Here is a 16980-nt window from a genome sequence, read left to right as displayed (position 1 = left end):
CTAGCGGTACGTTCAATGGAATTCACCTATTCGAAATCAACCGGGCTCGAGGTTAACCGCCCGGTAGCGTGCACACAGCACTGCCCGCCGACCGGCGCGATCGTCACGACGATTTCTCCCCGAACATGGCAAGAACGCCCGCACCCGCCAGCACGCCCAACTCCCCCAGAGCCGAAGGCACCACCCGCAATCCGGCGAGATAGCCCAACCTGGCGTGGTCCGAGACCGCCCCAGCCAGCGGTTTCCACAGCGCCGGACCCGCCGCCGCCATCGCGCCGCCGATGACCACCAGGTCCAGGTCGAGCAGGGCCGCCGTCGACGAAATTGCCTTGCCCAGCGCGGTTCCCGCGCGCCCCAGTGCGGCGACCGCAATACCGTCGCCCTCCTGCGCGGCGGTGAGCAGCGCCGCGAGCGAGTCCCCGGACCAGCCCTGCCCCCGCGCCCACGCGCGGATCGCCGCACCACTCGCGACCGCCTGCACACAACCGTGCCCGCCGCATTCACACCGCTCGTCGAAACCGGGCACGAGGGTATGCGCGATACTGCCCGCATTCCCGGTGCGCCCCACCACCGCGAAGCCGCCGACGGTCATACCTCCGCTGATCTGCTCCGCAGCCGAGATGGCGAGCGAGTCCATCACGTCCTGGGCCGCACCGAAGCTGCGCTCGGCCAGGGCAAGGCAGACCCCGTCCAGCGCGATGCTCACATTCGCCTTGGGAAAGACCTTGCGTGCGGCGTCGACGATCGCGAAACCCGTTCGCCACTGCGGTATTTCGGTGGAGGCGACCACCCCCGCGGCCATATCCACCGGCCCCGAGCAGGCAATGCCCAGGGCGGTGACCTGGGAGCCCGCCGCCACCTCGAGCAGCAGCTCCCGGCAGCTGTCCCAGGGCGCGCCCGAGGGCAGGGGCACCCGCCGGATCTCCTCGGCGCCGACGTCATCGGCCACCTGCCCGGCCGCGAACCCGGCGGCGCCCACTTCCAGGGCCAGCACGGTCATGAGTTATCCACCATCACAGGGGTTTCCAATCGATCAGCGGGGCGGAGCTAGGCGGTGCCGGTGGGCCGCAGCGGTTGACCGAGCACGAGGTGCCGACGCGGCGCGGGCAAGGCGGGCTCGGCCCGGTTCGTGCCCTGACCATTGCGGATGATCCGCATGGGCCGATTGCGATCGACGGGCGCGATGCGATGCCGGTCGAGATTCTCGACCACCTTGCCGGCGTTGTCGTAGCCGACACCGGCCCAGATCATGGCACGGGGCGCGTCGCCGCGGGCGATGAATGTCTTTGCCAGCGACTCGCATTGGGCCAGCAGTGGGCAGCTCTGGCAGATCTCCACGGCCATCCGCCAGGATTCGGGCGTGCCGACGTCGAGGTCCCAGGCATTCGGGATCTCCGCGCAGGGCGGGCGATTGGAGCGAATCGGAGTCGCGGCGACCTTGGTCGTCGCGAGGGAAACCCCGCTCAGGGCGCTGGTGCGGGTGATGCTCATAGCCGTCTCCGGAAAACATGGGGGCACAACGCGATTCGGTCGCGTCCCACTTATCGGGCGGTCGTCAGGGCTGATCCAGCAGTCCCTGGAAGCGGCTGTAGTAGCCGGTAGAGGCACGTTAACCGACATGTGTCTGCCCCGCAAGGTTTACGCCGTTATATAACGGCACATTGACTTAGGTCCGGTTATGTTGCATCGTTGTGTAGCGGCTCGATACATTCGGTACTGCAAACCAGCCCGGATCTGGATTCCTGAGGATGATCGGCACAGTGGAATACACCATCGATGAACTGGCACGGGTTGCCGATACAACCGTGCGCAGCGTCCGTGTGTATCACGAACGCGGCCTTCTACCCTCCCCCGACGTGCGCGGGCGTATCGGCTATTACGACGTCAACCACCTGAGCCGGTTGCAGACCATCAGCAGGCTGCTGAGCCGGGGAATGAAGCTGAACGGCATTCGCGAACTTCTCGAAGCCTGGGATCGCGGTGACGGATTGGCCGAAATCCTCGGCGTACCGGATCCACCCGACGAATCCGCCACTGCGGCGGCCGCACCCGCGACCCCCTCTCCGGAGCTGCCCGAGTACATGCACAAGGCGCTGGCCGCCACCGATCCGCTCGAGGCCTATCGGCTGGCCAATCCGCGGTGCTGCGATCTCGCGACCCGATTGATCGACGCCGGTCTCCCGGCTTCGGCCGCCTTCAGCCTGGTCGAACGTTTCCGGGCCGATGTCGATCAGGCGGTGGACCGCTATGCCGCCGAACTGTTCTTCCATCTGGCGGGCAAGCCCTTCGCACAATCGGATCGCACGCCGGCCGATCGCAATGACTTCGAGACCAATATCGCCATCGCGCGGCTGATGACCAATCGCGCGGCGGCCGAGCTGATCGATCAGGTGCTGTCCCGGCATACGGATCCGCAGTCCGGCGAACCGGCGCAGTAGACCCCGAGCGGCGCACCGCGCATCTTCCAGACCGATCGGTATCGGTAACCTGGGGGTATGCGCATTGTGGTGGACGATCTGTCCGGGGCCGAGGTGATCGGGTTGCTCGAGGCCCATGTGGCCGAGATGGCGGCGAACTCGCCGGCGGACAGTATGCACGCGCTGGATGTGGAAGCGCTCCGGAAGCCGAATATGACGGCGTGGTCGGTGTGGGACGGGGAGGAACTCGCCGGGTGCGGGGCGCTCGAGGAGCATGATCCGGGGTTCGGGGAGATCAAGTCGATGCGGATGACCGAGGCGTTCCGGGGGCGCGGGGTGGCCTCGGCGCTGCTACGGCACATTATGAAAGAGGCTGGGGCGCGGGGGTATTCGCGGGTGAGTCTGGAGACCGGGGCCGGGGAGTTCTACACCCCGGCGGTGCGACTGTATGAGCGGCACGGTTTCGAGCGCTGCGGGCCGTTCGCCGAGTACACGGACGACCCGCACAGTGTGTTCATGACTCGTGAACTCTGAATCAGCTGACGTGCGTGCGGCTTTCGCGCCAGAAGCGGGCCAGGAAACCGTTCAGCGCCACCACCGCCGCGGCCAGGATCACGAAGAAAATCACGATCAGCACCAGTTTGCCGGACATGGCGAGATAGCCCTGGCTCCGCGGATCGATGAACGGGTAGGGGTACCAGTCCACGATCGGGCCGCGAATGAGGGTGTAGACGCCGTACGCGATGGGATAGAGCAGCCACCAGCCGATCAGCTTCGGAGCCAGTTTGATTCCGGCGGGGATGATCAGCCAGTCCAGCAGGATAGCCAGCGGCATGACCTTGTGCAGGGCCGCATTGGTCCACTGGCCGTCCATCTGTACGTCCACCTCGGCGAGCAGGACGGCGTAGATAATGCCGGTGATGGTCAGGTAGAGGGTGCCCGCGCCACGGAACAGCTGCCAGGCCCGCGTGGCCGAGTCCCGCAGACCGCCGATGAACAGCACCAGCACGCCCAGAATGTTGGACTGGATGGTGAAGTAGCTGAAGAAGTTGGCATACGAGTAGCCATCGACTCCGATATTGCGCAGCGGTATGTCCAGCAGCGCGGCGAGACCGAACAAGCCGAAGGCAATGCGCGGTACACGGATCCACATCGGCGTCCCGGCGGTAACAACCATGGGCCGATGGTCGCACGGGGAAGCGGCGAAATGCGGACGATACGCCGATACAGCACACATGCGGCAATCACATTCGAGCGATTCGCACCACCGCGACGAGCGGCCCGGGCAATGACTTCGCTACGCTTGACGGTGCAATGACCAGGACCGCCGCCACCTCTCGCGAGCTTCGTTCCCGCCTGGCCGACCTCTCGATCCGCGACGAACACCGGTTGCGTCGGCGTCTCGACAAGGTCCGCGGCGGCGACCTCACCGAAGTCGAAGCCGATATCGACGCCGCCCAGCGCCGCGTCGATGCCCGTCGCGCCGCCGTACCCGCCATCCGATATCCGGAGCAGCTGCCGGTCTCCGCGCGCCGCGACGATATCGCCGCCGCCATCGCGGCCCATCAGGTCGTGATCGTGGCCGGTGAGACCGGTTCCGGTAAGACCACCCAGCTGCCCAAGATCTGCCTGGAGCTGGGGCGCGGTATTCGCGGGACCATCGGGCACACCCAGCCGCGGCGGCTGGCCGCGCGCACCGTGGCCGAGCGCATTGCCGAGGAACTCGGCGGCGAACTCGGCGATGTGGTCGGCTATACCGTTCGCTTCACCGATCAGGCCTCGGATCGCACACTGGTCAAGCTGATGACCGACGGCATTCTGCTCGCGGAGATCCAGCGGGACCGGCTACTTCGCCGCTACGACACCATCATCATCGATGAGGCGCATGAGCGCAGCCTCAATATCGACTTCCTGATGGGGTATCTGAAACAGCTGCTGCCCAAGCGGCCGGATCTGAAGCTGATCATCACCTCGGCCACCATCGATCCGGAGCTGTTCGCCCGGCACTTCAGTGATGAGAACGGCGCGCCCGCACCGATTGTCGAGGTGTCGGGGCGGTCGTATCCGGTGGAGATCCGGTATCAGCCGCTGTCGCTGGAGGTTCCGCTCACCTCCGATGATCCCGATGACGAGGACACCCGGATCGTCGATCGCGACCCCACCGATGCGATCGGGGACGCGGTGCGCGAGCTGCTCGCCGAGGGGGACGGGGACATCCTGGTCTTCCTGTCGGGTGAGCGCGAGATCCGCGATACCGCGGACACCCTGCGCGATATGAAGTTGCCGCGCACCGAGATCCTGCCGCTCTACGCGCGGTTGTCGGCGGCCGAACAGCACAGGGTGTTCAGCAACCACGCCGGTCGTCGAGTCGTGCTGGCCACCAATGTGGCCGAGACCTCGCTGACCGTGCCCGGTATTCGGTATGTGGTCGATCCCGGTACCGCGCGTATTTCGCGGTATTCGATGCGCACCAAGGTGCAGCGGCTGCCGATCGAACCGATTTCGCAGGCTTCGGCGCGGCAGCGCTCGGGTCGCTGCGGTCGTGTGGCGGACGGTATCGCCATCCGGCTGTACTCCGAGGACGATTTCGAATCACGGCCGCAGTTCACCGAACCGGAGATTCTGCGCACCAATCTGGCCGCGGTGATTCTGCAGATGACCGCGCTGGGACTCGGCGATATCGAGAGCTTCCCGTTCGTGGAGGCCCCGGACAATCGCGCGATTCGCGATGGCATCGCGCTGCTCGAGGAGCTCGGGGCGCTGGCTCGGCGCACCGAGGAGGCCGACCGCGCCGAAATCCCGGACGCCGGACTGGTTCTCACCCCGATCGGCCGCGAAATGGCGCAGCTGCCGGTGGATCCGCGTATGGCGCGCATGCTCGTCGAGGCCAATAGCACCGGGTGCCTGGCCGAAGTGCTGATCATCGTCGCCGCGCTCTCGATTCAAGATGTGCGCGAGCGCCCGGTCGAATTCCAGCAGGCCGCCGACACCAAGCACGCCCGTTTCACCGTCGAGGGTTCGGATTTCCTGGCCTACCTCAAGCTCTGGGACTACCTCGGCGAACAGCGTAAAAACCTGTCCTCCAACCAGTTCCGCCGCATGTGCCGCGATGAATTCCTGCACTATCTGCGTATTCGCGAATGGCAGGACCTGCACGGCCAACTCCGCACCATTACCCGCGGCCTCGGCTGGTCCGCCGACGGCTTCCAATCCGCGAGCGATACACCGCCGTCGGAGACGGATTTCGAAGGATCCGGCGACTCGCGAGGTGAGGGCAGACGCGGCCGGAACCGGCGTGGCGGCGTGCGACCGAACGGCCCCGATACATCGCGGACCGGCGACGACGCGGAAAACTCCGGCGGCAATGGTCCGGAACGGGGGCGCACCTCGAGTCGGCGGGCGGGGCACGACGCCGACGGCACAGCAGGATCCGGTCAGGCGGGTGCGGCGGGGTCCGCCGCTGCCCCCGATGGAGGGGCTCCGAGCAAGTCCGCCAACTCGCGCCGGAACTCGGCGGGCGGAGATGCCGGTAGAGCCGGACAGGCCCGCGGGCGTGACGCGGGCGGCTCGGGTCTGTCGGTGCGGCTCGCCGCACAAGCCGCCGCGGCGGATGAGGCCATGCCGTGGGATGTGACCTCGATTCATCAGGCGCTGCTGGCGGGGATGCTGTCGCATATCGGTGTGCGGGAGGCGGAGAGCCGGGAGTTCCTCGGGGCCCGCAATGCCAAGTTCATGATCTTCCCCGGATCCTCATTGGCCAAGAAGGCGCCACGCTGGGTGATGGCGGCGGAGCTGGTCGAGACCTCGCGACTGTGGGGGCGCACGGCGGCTCGGATCGAGCCCGAATGGGCCGAGCGGTTGGCCGGGGATTTGGTGAAGCGCACCTATTCCGAACCGCATTGGTCGTCCAAGCGGGGTGCGGCACTGGCGTACGAGCGGGTGACGCTGTACGGGATTCCACTGGTCACCCAGCGGCGCGTCGACTTCGGGCGAATTGATCCGGAGCTCTCGCGGGAGCTGTTCATCAGGCATGCCCTGGTCCAGGGTGAGTGGCAGACGCACCATGCGTTCTTCGAGCGGAATCGCGAATTGCTCGACGATGTGGCCGATTTGGAGCATCGGGTGCGGCGGCGCGACATCCTGGTCGACGATCAGGTGCTGTTCGACTTCTACGACGGGCGGATTCCGGCCGATGTGGTGTCGGTACGGCATTTCGACAGCTGGTGGCGCAAGACGCAGAAGCAGGATCCGGCACTGCTGGACTTCACCGCCTCGACCGTGGTCAACGAGGATGCGGCGCTGCTGGATCCGACCGCCTTCCCGGACAGTTGGCGGCAGGGTGAGCTGATCCTGCCGCTCACCTATCAATTCGAGCCGGGCACCGCCGATGACGGTGTGACCGTGCACATTCCGGTGCCGCAGCTGGCGCATGTGCGCGCGGTCGGCTTCGACTGGCTGGTGCCGGGTATGCGCGAGGAACTCGCCACCGCGCTCATCAAGACCCTGCCCAAGCAGTTGCGGCGCATGGTGGTGCCCGCACCCGATTTCGCGAATGCCGCACTGGCGGCGCTGACTCCGCGCGCGGAGCCGCTGCGCACCGGGTTGGCGCGGGAACTGTCGCGCCTGGGTTCGGTGACCATCGCACCTGCCGATATCGATGTGACGGCGCTGCCCGATCACCTGCGGATGACCTTCGCGGCAACCGATGGGGCGGGCGCGATCGTCGACCGCGACAAGAGTCTGGCCGCACTGAAAACCCGTCTGGCACCGCAGGTGTCGAAGTCGGTGGCGCGCGCGACCGCCGCCGCCGAGCGCGCCCCGGCGGCCGTGTGGACCTCCGAATCACTCGGCACCCTGGAGCCCACGGTGCGCCGGCAGGTCGGCGGGCAGACCATTACCGGTTATCCCGCACTGGTTCCCGAGGGTGAGGGCGTCGCCGTGCGCGTGCTCAGCTCCCCCGGTGAACAGGCCGCGGCCATGCGCACCGGCACCCGCACCCTGGTGCTCAATGCCCTTCCCACCTCGGCCCGTTCGGTGACCGCGGCGCTGCCGCCCACCGATCGCCTTGCGCTGAGCCAGAATCCGTACGGTTCGCTCGACGGTCTCATCGAGGACTGCCGCGCCTGCGCCGCCGATGAGCTCATCGCCAAAGCCGGTGGGCCGGTGCGCAGCCCGGAACAGTTCAAGGCGCTCATCGAGAAGATCCGCCCGAACTTCACCACCACTGTCGCCCAGACGGTGCGCCTGGTGGTCCCGGTCCTGGCCGAAGCGCATCGCGTGCGCGCCGCCCTGGCCGACACCCGGGATCGTGAAGCGGCACAGGATGTCACGCACCAGCTCGACGACCTGGTCTTCCGCGGCTTCGTCTCCGAGTGGGGCAGCACCCGATTGCGCGAGCTCCCCCGCTACCTGGAGGCCGCCCGCCTACGTCTCGAGGCGCTGCCGGCCGCGGCCAATCGCGACCGCCAGGGCATGATCGAACTCGATCGCGTGCACGCGGCCTACGACCGCCTCCTCGAACTCCTGCCCGAGGGCCGCCGCAACGGCCGCGATGTGCTCGAAATCTGGTGGATGATCGAGGAACTCCGCGTCAGCCTCTTCGCCCAGCAACTCGGCACCCCCTACGCGGTGTCGACCAAGCGCATCGAGAAGGCCATCGACGCCGCCCGCAGACCACCGGCCAAACGCTGACAGCTCGTCATCCCGGAGCGTTTTGGCCGGAATCCATCCTCGGCCAGTGGATTCCGGCCACCAACATGCCGGGATGACAGGGTGAGGTCCGAGTGACCGGGTGTACGTGCTACTTGGGAGCCGCTGCGCCGACGGCGTTTTCGGCGCGGTGTTTGCGGAGGGAGGCGATCTCCTGTTCGAAATCCTCGGCGGAGCTGAAGGATCGGTAGACCGAGGCGAAGCGTAGGTAGGCGACCTCGTCGAGGTCGCGGAGGGGGCCGAGGATGGCCAGGCCGACTTCGTGGCTGGGTACCTCGGGGGCGCCTTTGGCGCGCACCGCGTCCTCGACCTGTTGGGCGAGGAGGTTGAGGGCGTCGTCGTCCACTTCGCGGCCCTGGCAGGCGCGGCGCACACCGCGAATGACCTTTTCGCGGCTGAACGGCTCGCTGACGCCGCTGCGTTTGACCACCGACAGGATCGCGGTTTCGACCGTGGAGAACCGTCGCCCACACTCCGGACAGGCACGTCGCCTTCTGATGGCGCTGCCTTCTTCGGCCTCACGTGAGTCGACCACCCTCGAGTCGGGGTGGCGACAGTACGGGCAATGCATCCGGGATCCTTCGTCGGGGCCTGGGCTCCTCAGCAATCTCGAGGATACCCGGACGGACGAGGTCACTGTGCGTCCGCCCGGGTGAGCGGCCCGAATCAGGTGGTGAGCTGCCACTGCGCGGTGAGATCACCGAGCAGATCCGGGAGCCGGCGCAGCAGTCGGCCGGCGGCCAATTTCGCCGTGAACGGTTCTGCCAGAACAGGTCTCGCGAGCGGCTCGTTCGCGCAGAGTTCCAGGTAGCGGGGCAGCAGGTCATGGGTGATGTAATTCCACCGCGTGTCGCGATCGGCCCAATTGAAATCGGGCAGTGGCGCACGCAATGCCATATTCCCCGCGGTGATGGTGGTGGGCGCGAACACACCCGGAGCCAGTACACCCGGTACCGCGGCCTTGCCCGCCACGGTGCTGACATAGGTCATGACCCGGCCCATGGGGCCGCGACCGGCGGCGGTGACATCCCACTGGTCGGCGATGATCTGGTTCTGTTCGCGATCGGTCATGCGCAGGGCGGCATCGGCGAGTCCGGCGGGTGTGCCGCCGTCGATCTCGCGCCAGGCGGTGACGGCGTTCTCATCGAGCACTCCGGCCCGGTACATCTCCTCGACGCCGGCCAGGCCCGCGGCGGCATACGCCTCATGCATGGGCACCTGGTCGATGAAGATGTGCTTCTGCATGATCATCAGCCGGGTCTGATACCAGGCCAGGTCGTCGGCGGTGAGTCGTTCGCCCTCGGTGCCGAGGGTCCGGATATCGGCGGGCAGCAGATCCACAAGTTCGGCGGGCGTGCCGCGCAGCAGATCCGCGACCGCGCTGCCCACCTGGTGTACGCCGGGCACGCTCACAATGGTGGCCACATCACCCATGTCGAAGAAACCGGAGGCGAAGGAGCCGCCCGCCAGCCCGGCCAGCCCGACCCAGTAGTAGTCCGGATGCTGATTATCGAGCCGCAGGTAGTTCACGTACACCTGGATGAAGGTGCGGGAGTTCTCCGGCACCCCGCGCAGGGGATCCCATGCGGCCAAGTCGATATCGGCATTGCGGGTGGCGACCGTCAGCCAATACTGGTGCAGCAGAGTCGCATACCGCCGCGGTGCGATGCCCGCCGCCCGCGCCTGTTCGAGCGCGGTCAGCAACTCGTCCGGATCCAGTGGTAACGCGGGATTGAGGCCACCGCCGCCGGAGCCGTCGCCATTGACCGACGGCAGATCAAGGTATGCGGCATAACCGGATTCGGCCTGCGCCACCGGAGTCGAGACGAGTCCGAGGAGCAGTGCGCCGAGCACGACGACCAATCGAACCGGACCCGCCATCCCCCGATATCGTGCGGCCCTGCCCCGGCCGCGACGGTGCGGTCGCTGTGGTTCGTGTACGCCTACCCGCGTGCGGGCGGTGCCCTGCGCCATGGTGTCCCCTTATGCGATCCCGCCGGTCCCTGGAGATCGGCGCAGTGTTGCGGCTGTCACATTTGGGGCACCGTAGCAACGCGTTTCAGTTTTCAATCTGCATTTACGGCCACTCGCGATGGCCGTCCACCCCTATTCGACAATCCGGCCTCGACCTGCCGGTTACCGGGCCGTCTGCGGCACGTACTCCGCTATTGCGTGGTGACCGCGCCCGCAACCCCGTGGCGACCGCACCGCCTTCCCCCGTGGTGCGGGCCCGCCCGATGGCACCGGGCCTATCGGATCACCGCGCGGGCGCGGGCACCACATCGACGACCGAGGTCGTCTGCGCACCGAACTCACCGGCGCGTAATTGCGCGAGGGCGACCAGTCCGGCGACCGCCAGGGCGGTCATGAGCGCGGTGATCGCCAGTGCCGCGAAGCCGATTTGCGCGCGCTGCACGCGATTGAGCGGATGCGCGCCCCGCGAGCGTCCGATCGTCCGGCGTGTCACCACATGTGGGCGGCCGACGCGCGCGCGATCACGGCTCACCGGCTGCACGCGCGCCCGGCACGGACGACGATCCACGGCGGGCCGCCACGCGGTGTCGGCGACATCGGCCGGGGCGGTTTCGGCACGCACCTCCCGGGGGAGGCTGTCGAAGCCGAAATCGCTTCCGATGGTGTCGAATTCGCTGATCACAGTGCGCATCGAAGAAACCTCCTGGCTGATGTACCGGGTGACCCTGGACGGTTGACTCGCTCATGTGTTCGAAGAACTGATGTTCGAATTTTTACCACGATCCACCGACAAGGTCACGTATTTCCACGACATGCGTCGAACAGATGTTTGATCAGTCGGGACTCTCGGTCTACAGTCGAGGCACGAGATCTCCGGAGGGCGGTGCGAATCGCCTCGGAGGCCAATTCCGGTGAGACACAGCGGTGAACGGAGGACTGCGGCGGTGAGCGAACACGGCGCTGTGGAGGGTGACAACGGTCCAGCCGACCAGATCGGAGACGGTACCGAAACATCCGGCACGGGGACGGATCTCACCGTCCGCCAGCGCAAGGTGCTGGAGGTCATCCGGAGTTCGGTGAGCGACCGCGGTTATCCCCCGAGTATTCGGGAGATCGGTGACGCCGTCGGCCTCACCTCCACCTCCTCGGTGGCGCATCAGCTACGCGCCCTGGAACGCAAGGGCTATCTACGCCGCGATCCGAACAGACCCCGCGCGGTGGACGTGCGCGGTTTGGACGAGACCGCGATGCGCGCGGGTTCCGGTGTGGCGCAATTGCGTTCGGTGAGCACGGAACCGGACAGCACCGGCGAGCACCCGATCCCCACCTATGTCCCGGTCCTGGGTCGAATCGCCGCCGGTGGTCCGATCCTGGCCGAGCAGGCGGTGGAGGATGTCTTCCCGCTGCCGCGCGAACTGGTCGGTGAGGGTTCGCTGTTCCTGCTGAAGGTCGTCGGTCAGTCCATGATCGAGGCCGCCATCTGCGATGGCGACTTCGTGGTGGTCCGCCAGCAGAATGTGGCCGAGAACGGCGATATCGTGGCCGCCATGATCGATGGCGAGGCCACCGTCAAAACGTTCAAGCGCACCGGTTCCCAGGTGTGGCTGATGCCGCACAACCCACTGTTCGAGCCGATTCCGGGCAATGACGCCCAGATCCTCGGCAAGGTCGTCACGGTTATCCGTAAGGTCTGACCGTGCCGGATTGTCGTGACCCGGCGCCCGCCCGCAGACCGGGCGCCGGGTCACGACATTCTCGGAATCAATTCATCACGCCGTTCCAGACCGCATGCGCGCCGGAGTCGCCGACGCGATAGGTCTGCACGGTGGCCGCGCCTCCGGCCGCCACCGCCAGCACCGCCACGACCGCGACCACGGCTCGCCCGAGCGGTTTACCCTGCCCCTCCCGTACGTGTACCAGCACCACGAGTGCGGCCGTAATCAGCAGGGGGACAACGAAATACAGCATCTGTCCGCCCAGGTGCACATGTTTGTCGATCGCGGGTGTGGAGCCGAGTCGCTGTTGAAGCCATTCCCCCGCCTCGATGGTCACCGGCGTCAATGCCGTCACCAGGACCGCGAGCGCCGCGGTCGGCCAGATGAATCTGCGCCGGGCCGCGGGCCACAGCGCGCAGACGATCACCAGCGTCGCAGTCAAGGGCACCAGCACGACAATGCCGTGGACGAGCAGGACGTGGACGGGCAACCCGCTGACTGACCACATGAATTCGGCACCCTTGTTCGACAATCGTCTATTGGTACCAGAACAACGGGGTGCGACCGTCCACGGTTCGACCGCGGAATCACCGCACGCGACCCGACTCGCGCCGCGCGCCGGATCAGGCGCGCCGGATCAGAGCAGTTCGCCCGGTCCGGGGAGGTTGTCGACGATCGGGCCGGGCTCGCGGGTGATGCGCTGGGTTTCGGCTTCGACACGGGAGATCAGCCGGGTGGTCTCGTTATCGGCCGGGGGTGCGGCGACCGGCGAGAGCAGGACGGTCTGTTCATTGGCGTTAGCTGTCTCGAATACGCCGGGCGGCGGGATCGGGCGCAGAAAGCCGAGCATTTCGTATTGTGCGCCGATGGTCATGGCGGCCGAGGTCTTGTCCTGGGAGATGAAGCCCTGATTCGGGCCGATCACCCGGCGCAGCGAGTCCAGCCAGCGATGGTCCAGGACCCGGCAATCCGCCCACGGGAAGTACTCCATACCGGTGCGCAGATAGAAACGGTCACCAATGCGGCCGTGTCGCAGCAACTCCAGCAACCAGGCGTCTATCCGATTGGGCTGGGCATTTCGATAGATACGGGTGTAGGGGTCGACGGTGGCACTGGCGAACTCTCCGAACGAGTTCAGCAACTCCACCGGAAACTCATCGACTCTGACAAAACCGACGACATCAAGACCTTGCAACTGCTCGGGAAGTTGCGCGGCGATCCTGCGCTCGTCATGCAGTTTGAACTTCCTGTTGATGTTCTCGGTGCGCATTTGTCTCCGATTTCCCGCCTGTACTGCCGGGAACCCTAGCATGAACCCAACCGTTTCAGACCAAGTTGGTCACTTGGCCATTTCATACCCTGCTCGCACTCCCGCTATGACTCCGCAATCGCTCTGTGCACTGTTGGTGGACGGTTTCCCGGCCGGTGGCGATCAGGGCCGATAGCGTCCGGCGATAATCTCGCCCTGGGTGCGCAGTGCCGGATTCGAGGTATCCCAATAGTTGCCGTGCGCCCAGGGATCGATCGGGAGTTCACGGAGCAACGGCAGATTCAGGGTCGCGCCCGCGGAGCCGAAAACCGTTGCGCCGAAATCGGGATCGGCCGGATCGACACCATGGATGAAATGTCCGAATTTCGGGATGGGGTCGGCCGGATCGGCGGTGGCGAAGACGTGTTCGCGATTGTGTGCGGGATCGATTCCGTCCAAGCGCAATTCGGTGGCGCGGTCGACCTCCACACCCGGTGAGCCGACAAAGATCACATTGTCCGCGGCGAGGGAATTGCCGTGACCAGCGGCCACACCGATAAGCGTGCTGCCGTAGCTGTGCCCGATGACGGTGTTGCGGGCGGGCAGGGCGTCGTGGGTGGCGCGCAATCCGGACTGGAATTCATTCAGCGCGGGCGCGCCGTCATCGGCGTAGCGATCGCGCAGGGCGCTGCCGAGGGCGGGCGGGGTGTCATAGCCGTACCAGGCGATGACCGAGGTGCGGGCGGTGCGATCGGCTTTCGTCGCCGCATCCAGCAGGGCGCGGGCACGGCCTACTCCCGCACCGATGCCCGCCAGCGGTGAGCCGGTGCCGGGGACGAAGGTGGCGATATTGGCGGCGGTGTCCGGATTGTTGAGCGCTATCGCGCCGTGGCCGCGATTGTCGACGGTGAGCAGAAACCGTGGGGGAAGGCCGGATTCGGGCGGGGCGAGGGCGGCGGTCGTCGCCGCGTAATCGGCGAGCCGGGTGCGGGTCCGGGTGCGCTCGTCGTCCCAGCGGCCGAGGGTGCGCCAGTCGTGCGCGGTATCGGGAAAGTTCCGCTCCCGCACCCAATCCGGATGTTGTGCGTTCAGCGTGTTCAGATCGGTGGTCGCGGTGGCGCGTAGCCGGTCGAGGTCGGCGCGGTTGTAGAAGTCCCGCGCCACCGCGGGCAGACCGTCCCGATCGCCGATCGCGGGGTCGTAGGCGAAGAGGGCGTCCTGATCCGCGGGTGTCAGCGAATCCCACAGGGCCGCGAGGGCTTTCGGTTCTTCCGGCAGGAAGGCATCGCCGTCGAGAATCGCTGTCACCCGGTCGTCGCGGCGCGCGCCGTACGGGTCCGTGCGTAGGCTGATCAATGCTTCGACCGCGGCGGCCAGGCGCGCGCCGACGCGCTGATCGGTCTCACCCGCGTAGTCCAGCAGCGGCAGCAGGCGTGCCTGCAGGACCGCTGCCTTCGCGTCGAAACACCCTTGGAGGACGAGATCCAGTACGCCACTACCGGTATCGGCCCGCGGGGCGGCCACGGTGCCGTCCTCGGCGATGACGCAGCCGTTGGCGGTCGCATCGCGCTCGATCTCCCGGACGAGCGCGCACAGCTGCGCGAGCGATGAGGCATCGGCGAGCGCGTCGGCGATATCGACCATCGCCGCGCCGATATGGTTCGCACTCCACTGCGCCGCCAATGCCCGCAACTCCCCCGCCGTGGCCGCCGCCCCCCGCCAGCCGAGCACCACCGCATCCATCCGCCGTGCCACCGCGCGCATGCCATCGGTGAACCGCCGATTCGCCTCCACGACGGCGTCACTGGCAACACCGGCGACCTCCGGATGCCAGCCGCGCACCTGCGACATGGTGGCCCGACCCACCCCTCCTCCTCCCGGCACCACAAGATCTCCCGGCACCACAGGATCTCCCGGCACCACAAGATCTCCCGGCACCACAGGATCTCCCGGCACCGCGACGACTCCTGGCACTACGGCAGCTTGCGGCACCATGACGGTTTCGAGCAGCACGGCGGTCCCGGGCGGCCCAGCTGCCCGCGGCCACCTGCCAGGCGGCTGTTGCACCGAGTTAGGGCAGCCCGCGCGTGTACCTGTCGAGTTGGTTGCCCAGCGCCGCGTCTACCTCTTCGTAGGACTTCACCCCGTGCTCGACCACGCCCGATAGCGAGGTCAGCCGATCGGCGAGATCGCGAAGGGCCGCCACAATCGGCTCACCCGCTCCGGCGGCGGCCGAGCCGATTGCCGAATTGGGCATGGAGCGGGCGACTTTCGCGATCAGATCCACCGGATCGATACCGGCGATCGTCTCCGCCTCGACGCGTACCGCAGCCGCCATGACGCGCAAGGCTTCCAGGTCGGCGCGCAACATATCCCCCATGAGTTCCCCCTCTGTCGAAGTCCAACGATAGATCGCGAAGCGGCCGTGGAGGTGGCGCGAATCGAGAATGTGGATAAACGATTCGCTATCCACAGGCGCGGCTCCGCGGATTCGGATGCGGTGCGGCTTCGCACTTACCGTGTGGATCCCGGCCAAAGCACGCCGGGAGGACGAGGGACGCTGCCTGAACGCCGGGGTGCCCAGCCCCGGTGTCGAGGGCACCGCCGGTATGGCGGGGCGTAGCCCAAGTCGCGGGGCACAGCTCAGTCACGCGGCGGAGCCCATGCCACGCGGCGGAGCCCTTATCACGCGGCGTAACCCCCGTATCACGCGGCGTAACCCCCGTATCACGGGGGTAGCCCGTTTGACGGGGTCTCCGGCCGGAAGACGGTTGGTGTCAGGCGGATTCGCGGTCTCGGCGGGCGGCTTCGCGGGCCAGGGCGCGGTCGCGTTGTTCTTCGAAGCGGAGTACGTCCTTGGCCAGGTGGTCGAGGTGGGTGGCCAGGGTTTCCCGGAGTTGGTCGCCGCGGGCGGTGAAATCGGTGCGCTCGAAGATGTTCCATTTGCGCAGGATGGGGAGCAGGACGTCATCGAGGTGCTGGCGGAGGTCGTAGATGCCGTGTTTGGCGATCAGGACGCTGTTGCGGCGAAAGTCGGGCATGCCCGCGCCGGGCATGCGGAAGTTGAGGATGACGTCGGTGATGGCCTGAAGGGTGTCGTCGGGGGCCAGGTCCAGGGCGGCGGCGCAGATATTGCGGTAGAAGACCATGTGCAGGTTCTCGTCGGTGGCGATGCGCGCGAGCATGCGATCGGCAATGGGGTCCTCGCAGACCCTGCCGGTATTGCGGTGCGAGACACGGGTGGCCAGTTCCTGGAAGGTCACGTACGCCACGCCGGGCAGCACGCTGTGATCGCCGGTGCCGGTGGGATCGTCCACGCCCTGCGAGACGCAGATCATCCGGGCGTTCTCCAGGGCCACGGGGTCCACGCCGCGGGTGACCACCAGATAGTCGCGAATCGCTATGCCGTGCCGGTTCTCCTCGGCGGTCCAGCGGTCCACCCAGGTACCCCAGGCGCGGTCCCGGGAGAACGCGTCCGAGATGAGCCGGTGATAGGAAGGCAGATTGTCCTCGGTGAGCAGATTGGTGACCATGGCGGCGCGGGCGACCGGGCTCAGCCTGGATTGTTCGGGCTCCCAGTCGATTCCGCCCATGGCGGCGAAATTGCGGCCCTCGCTCCAGGGCACATAGTCGTGCGGATGCCACTCTTTGGCCAGGGAGAGATGCCGGTTCAGATTGTCCTCGGCAACCGGCTCGAGTTCGCGCAATAGCTCCAGCGATGTCATGGATTTGCCCACGGTGGTGGTCCCGTCATAGTCCATTGGCGGCCGAATCCCTTGTCCGCGAGCCTACCCGGATCACGGGCCGATAACCGTGGCTCGCAACAAGACGACCGTTCCGCGAAGCGCGCCATGGGCGGCGAGCAGGATTCCGGCAGTGAAATGGGCTGATCTCGGCCATTCGCCGAAATCCATAC

At 66.8% G+C, this 16980-nt stretch carries 15 protein-coding genes; 4 read left to right on the top strand and 11 right to left on the bottom strand.

The window, feature by feature from the left end; translation table 11 throughout:
* Positions 1-103: 103 nt before the first annotated feature.
* Together NA10_RS27735 and NA10_RS27730 are read right to left on the bottom strand one after the other, a co-directional pair.
* The gene (locus NA10_RS27735; RefSeq protein ID WP_067573131.1) at positions 104-1000 is read right to left on the bottom strand and encodes an ROK family protein; all 897 of its coding nucleotides are present in this window, start codon (positions 998-1000) and stop codon (positions 104-106) included.
* Positions 1001-1047: 47 nt separating this feature from the next.
* Positions 1048-1491: a hypothetical protein gene (locus NA10_RS27730; RefSeq protein ID WP_067573130.1), complete on the bottom strand. Its 444-nt coding sequence runs from the start codon at positions 1489-1491 to the stop codon at positions 1048-1050.
* Between the two features lie 257 nt (positions 1492-1748).
* On the opposite strand from NA10_RS27730, the gene NA10_RS27725 reads away from it, so the two are divergent.
* Together NA10_RS27725 and NA10_RS27720 are read left to right on the top strand one after the other, a co-directional pair.
* Entirely contained in the window at positions 1749-2438 is a 690-nt protein-coding gene (locus NA10_RS27725; protein ID WP_067573128.1) for a MerR family transcriptional regulator, read from the top strand.
* 57 nt (positions 2439-2495) lie between these two features.
* Positions 2496-2951, top strand: coding sequence for a GNAT family N-acetyltransferase (locus NA10_RS27720; protein ID WP_067573126.1), 456 nt, complete (start codon positions 2496-2498; stop codon positions 2949-2951).
* Position 2952: 1 nt separating this feature from the next.
* Here NA10_RS27720 and NA10_RS27715 read toward each other — a convergent pair whose 3' ends face one another.
* Positions 2953-3594: a Pr6Pr family membrane protein gene (locus NA10_RS27715; RefSeq protein ID WP_067573124.1), complete on the bottom strand. Its 642-nt coding sequence runs from the start codon at positions 3592-3594 to the stop codon at positions 2953-2955.
* Between the two features lie 137 nt (positions 3595-3731).
* Here NA10_RS27715 and hrpA point away from each other — a divergent pair, with 137 nt between their 5' ends.
* Positions 3732-8108: an ATP-dependent RNA helicase HrpA gene (hrpA, locus tag NA10_RS27710; RefSeq protein WP_067573122.1), complete on the top strand. Its 4377-nt coding sequence runs from the start codon at positions 3732-3734 to the stop codon at positions 8106-8108.
* Positions 8109-8217: 109 nt separating this feature from the next.
* Here the strand turns inward: hrpA and nrdR are convergent, their stop codons facing one another.
* The 3 genes from nrdR to NA10_RS27695 form a co-directional block, all read right to left on the bottom strand.
* A complete protein-coding gene (nrdR, locus tag NA10_RS27705) occupies positions 8218-8697 on the bottom strand; it encodes a transcriptional regulator NrdR (protein ID WP_067573120.1) in 480 nt (159 codons plus the stop codon).
* Between the two features lie 95 nt (positions 8698-8792).
* Positions 8793-10007 (bottom strand): hypothetical protein, encoded by a 1215-nt coding sequence (locus tag NA10_RS27700; RefSeq protein WP_067573119.1) that lies wholly within the window; start codon positions 10005-10007, stop codon positions 8793-8795.
* Between the two features lie 376 nt (positions 10008-10383).
* Positions 10384-10791, bottom strand: coding sequence for a hypothetical protein (locus NA10_RS27695; RefSeq protein ID WP_157556777.1), 408 nt, complete (start codon positions 10789-10791; stop codon positions 10384-10386).
* Positions 10792-11092: 301 nt separating this feature from the next.
* Here NA10_RS27695 and lexA point away from each other — a divergent pair, with 301 nt between their 5' ends.
* The gene (gene lexA / locus NA10_RS27690) at positions 11093-11794 is read left to right on the top strand and encodes a transcriptional repressor LexA (RefSeq protein ID WP_067573170.1); all 702 of its coding nucleotides are present in this window, start codon (positions 11093-11095) and stop codon (positions 11792-11794) included.
* Between the two features lie 67 nt (positions 11795-11861).
* Here lexA and NA10_RS27685 read toward each other — a convergent pair whose 3' ends face one another.
* The 5 genes from NA10_RS27685 to NA10_RS27665 all read right to left on the bottom strand — a co-directional run bounded on the left by NA10_RS27685 (position 11862) and on the right by NA10_RS27665 (position 16825).
* On the bottom strand, positions 11862-12323 hold the full coding sequence (locus NA10_RS27685) for a DUF2231 domain-containing protein (RefSeq protein WP_067573168.1): 462 nt from the start codon (positions 12321-12323) through the stop codon (positions 11862-11864).
* Between the two features lie 129 nt (positions 12324-12452).
* Entirely contained in the window at positions 12453-13085 is a 633-nt protein-coding gene (locus NA10_RS27680) for a hypothetical protein (RefSeq protein ID WP_067573113.1), read from the bottom strand.
* A gap of 162 nt (positions 13086-13247) precedes the next feature.
* Complete coding sequence (locus NA10_RS27675) at positions 13248-14930, bottom strand: alpha/beta hydrolase (protein ID WP_157556776.1); 1683 nt, start codon at positions 14928-14930, stop codon at positions 13248-13250.
* 205 nt (positions 14931-15135) lie between these two features.
* Positions 15136-15444, bottom strand: a complete 309-nt coding sequence (locus NA10_RS27670; RefSeq protein ID WP_067573109.1) for a hypothetical protein — start codon at positions 15442-15444, stop codon at positions 15136-15138.
* A gap of 397 nt (positions 15445-15841) precedes the next feature.
* Positions 15842-16825 carry an acyl-ACP desaturase gene (locus NA10_RS27665; protein WP_373862434.1) on the bottom strand — a complete coding sequence of 328 codons (984 nt, stop codon included), beginning with the start codon at positions 16823-16825 and terminating at the stop codon, positions 15842-15844.
* Between the last annotated feature and the right edge of the window lie 155 nt (positions 16826-16980).

This window comes from Nocardia acidivorans NBRC 108247 (genome assembly GCF_001625085.1).
GTDB lineage: Bacteria > Actinomycetota > Actinomycetes > Mycobacteriales > Mycobacteriaceae > Nocardia > Nocardia acidivorans.
The sequence above is the reverse complement of the archived record's forward strand: the minus strand, read 5'-3'. Positions and strand labels throughout refer to the sequence as shown.